This is a genomic window from Agrobacterium sp. LR_9, from assembly GCF_041954855.1.
Lineage (GTDB): Bacteria > Pseudomonadota > Alphaproteobacteria > Rhizobiales > Rhizobiaceae > Agrobacterium > Agrobacterium leguminum.
Map to the genome: position 1 here is coordinate 1 of NZ_JAVAYA010000054.1, position 3,149 is coordinate 3,149.

Annotated in this window: 3 protein-coding genes; 1 reads left to right on the top strand and 2 read right to left on the bottom strand. The window is 55.4% G+C overall.

What is annotated here, in order from left to right; genetic code table 11:
- The coding region (locus tag RAC79_RS25485; protein ID WP_374997688.1) for a hypothetical protein at positions 1–579 on the bottom strand (579 nt) is incomplete at its 3' end.
- On the opposite strand from RAC79_RS25485, the gene RAC79_RS25490 reads away from it, so the two are divergent.
- Positions 553–747, top strand: coding sequence for a hypothetical protein (locus RAC79_RS25490; protein ID WP_236774857.1), 195 nt, complete (start codon positions 553–555; stop codon positions 745–747). The two genes, RAC79_RS25485 and RAC79_RS25490, sit on opposite strands and share 27 nt — an antisense overlap.
- Before the next feature lie 268 nt (positions 748–1,015).
- On the opposite strand, the gene RAC79_RS25495 is transcribed toward RAC79_RS25490, so the two are convergent.
- Positions 1,016–3,149: hemagglutinin repeat-containing protein (locus RAC79_RS25495; RefSeq protein ID WP_374997689.1), on the bottom strand; the 2,134-nt coding region annotated here is incomplete at its 5' end.

Here is a 3,149-nt window from a genome sequence, read left to right on the forward strand (position 1 = left end):
GTTGCCGTTTTCATCAGTGAATTGCGATAGCGGATTGAGGCGGTCGTTTAATCCTTTGCCAACCGCCGCACCACCGCCATCGATACCCAATTTGCTGAGTTCGGACGCTGGCTTCCCGAAAACGGAAGCACCTGTGGTCGCCAGATTGACGGCAGCCAGCCCCGCCGCAAGTCCATTGTCGGCATTGGCAAGCGTTGCGAGTTTGGCGGTGATGGGATTGATGCCGGCAAGGCCGGACAGGATCTGTCCGCCGGAGCCGCCCTTCAGTGCGGCGTCTATGCCGGCCGATCCCGGGAAGCTCAGCCCGACGTAAAAACCCTTCTCCGTGAAATAAAGCGCATCCTGCGCCGCTTCCAGCCGGATCGTGTCATCGGTCTTCATCAGAAGGTCGTTGACGGCAGCAATCTTCACGCCCGTTCCGGTGATCGGACCCTTGGCATTGAGCGAGACGTCATTGCCCGAAAGCCGGGTGACGGTCGTATCGACATCGTTCCACGCTTGCTTGACCGAACCCCAGCCTAGCCCCTTGAAACCCCATTCCTTGTAGCGGTTATGAACTTCCTCACTGACGACACCCATGTCGATTTTGCCGGTGGCGTCGATCGAGAGCTTGTCGAAGGCGCTGACCAGCGCGCCGTTCAGAAGAACATCGCCAGGAGCGGTTCCCTTCGCGCACAGGCTGCCGCCGTCGCATACGCTGTAACCGGCAAGGATCGAGACATCGCCAACCAGCGACTGGACCTTTGAGCGCTCGGCTTATATCTTCGCAAGGTTCCTTGCTCAAAATATTTTTGTCAAACATGTATCAAGAATCTACGACAAGTTTTATCTTTCTATACCGTTTGAATGAATAAAATCTTCGACTTTTATTATAAATCGACGGATTTCATCGTCTGTAAACCCAGTGTAAGTTGGTAAAGATTTCTTTGGGACATGCTGAATAACAGTAAAGCTCGCAGCCACGATATATAGTATCTCCTCTTCAGTGAGACCTAACTCGAATAACTTTGTCATTTCAGTAAGTTCTCCCGTTCGGTACTGAATCATGCTCCAGCGGCAGTTTATTTTTCGGAACACTTGAGGAATTGATGTAGGTATCCCACCCTACATCGAATTCGGGTCTAAATGCGGTTGCTTCCCCTCTCTGTCCACTTATGACAACCGTTCTAGTTTTGTGATCCAGATAAAAAACTGTTCCATCTTTAGTGTATCGACGATCAACTGCTGGATTGGATACGATTCCTTCAACGAAATCCTGAAATTGTCTTCGTGTGGTTATACCCAAATCAGCAAACTCTCCGCCCAGCAAGTGCTTCTCAAACGCATGGCCGCTTGCAACCTCCAGCCCGATCAGTTGGCTATTCAGACGTCTTCCTGTCGCGATGTTTTCCGCACTTTGCCGGAGCCGCAACGCGTCAGCAATATCGTCCGCTTTTGCGATCGCACCGGCACCTACTACCAGCGTCCCGCCGCCGAGGGCATCTCCCGCCGCGATTTCCCCAGCCGTTATACCGATGGTTTGAACAGGGACTCCTGCAGCAGTATAACATGCTGGGCTAATACCGCACAATTTTACGATCGCAACAAGCTCAGGCGCGACAGCAATAGTAATCCCGCCGACAGCTACTGTGGTAATAATAGTACCGACAACTACGAGCTCTGCCGTGGTCATTGCGCGTGTGGCGCCTGTAAAGCTTTCAGCGAATACAGTCCCGTTACGATCCTGCTCGAAATCAAGAAGGGCGGAAATGACACTCGATGCGCTTGCCTGACCTTCCGCTTGCCGCAGCATGGAGTGGACAAGCGTCTGGTTACCTCTATAGGCTGCAAGCAAATCCTCTGCTCCGCCAGTGGGGTCGCCCTCGACACATTGAAGGAGCGCCTGAAACGCGACATAGGCCGCCGCCAGAGGGCTGCTGCTGTCGATGATTGCCGAAACAAACCCTTTCCGCACCAGCGCAAGTTGCTCATTGACCGCCTCGACGTTGTTAGCAAGCGACGCCTCGAATTCTGCTAACTCGACGCTGCATGTCCCGAATGTGCCGCATGAAACAGAAATCCGCACTCCTGCATCACCGGCAGCTTGGCCGAAGAGAACAAGCTGACCAAGCGCTATTGCCTGACGAACGGAAACGGGAATCGCAGCCTCCGAGCCGTAGTGCCGCAGGGCAGAATCATGGCTTTCTAGCATCGAGACCGTTGACGCAAAAAGATCGCTCTTACCAAGCGCTGTTGCTTCTTCCGGTGACGCACCATTGATGATCATTTTGCGCCAGACATCGACAGCCCGGCCACCCTGAGCCGCGATCTCTCCCGGAGCCAGCGCATTTTGGGCTCGCTGATAGTTCTGGATCGCCTTGATGTTATCGCCAAACTCGATCAGGTTCTGAACATCAAGCTCACCCGACAGCTTGGTGTAGCTGTCATTGGTGATTTCCTGATACTTCGAGGCATCCTTGTTGATGGAGGCGAGAAGCTCCTCGGCGGCAGCCTTGTCCGCTTCCGTTCCGGCAACACCATCCTTGTCGGCATCACGAATCGTGACATTCAATTCACCGGAGGCATCGAGCGTCGTGCGGGTCTCGCCCTGCTTGTCCTTCTTCTCATAAGAGAAACCGACGGAGTTCAGCCCACCGCCGCTGATGCCGATAGACCCGCCAACGTTCTTGTACTGGTCGGTATCCTTCAGGTCGGCCACCGTCAGTGTGCCGGTATCGAGGCTGATATCGCCATCGGTCGCCTGAAGCAGCGCGCCGACCAGCGTGGTGTCTTCGGCAACCTTGATGTCGATGCCCTGTGCCGCGACAATCCCCGAGCCGGAGGACCATGCCTTGAAACCGTCCTCCTTCGAGCCGCGAACGCTCCAGTCGGCGGGGTTGACGCCAACCGTCAGACCGAAGGAGAAGCCGTCCCGCCAGCCCTGAGCCTGCGGCGAGAGGATGGTGAGATCGCGCCCGACATCGAGATCGACCGTCCTGCCGATGATGTTGCCGCCCAGAAGCGCCGTATCGCGGCCCGATGTCAGCGAGACATTGCCGGCGGCGGTGATGGAGGCATTCGTCAGCGTCTCGTCATAGCCCTTCGACTTGCCGATATCGAAGCCGATCGAGGACAGGGAGAGCTGCAGGCCGAAGGAGGACGATTTGTCT

Coding starts and splice junctions, on each gene's coding strand:
- RAC79_RS25490 (WP_236774857.1), top strand. CDS start 553: ATGAACTTCCTCACTGACGACACCCATGTCGATTTTGCCGGTGGCGTC.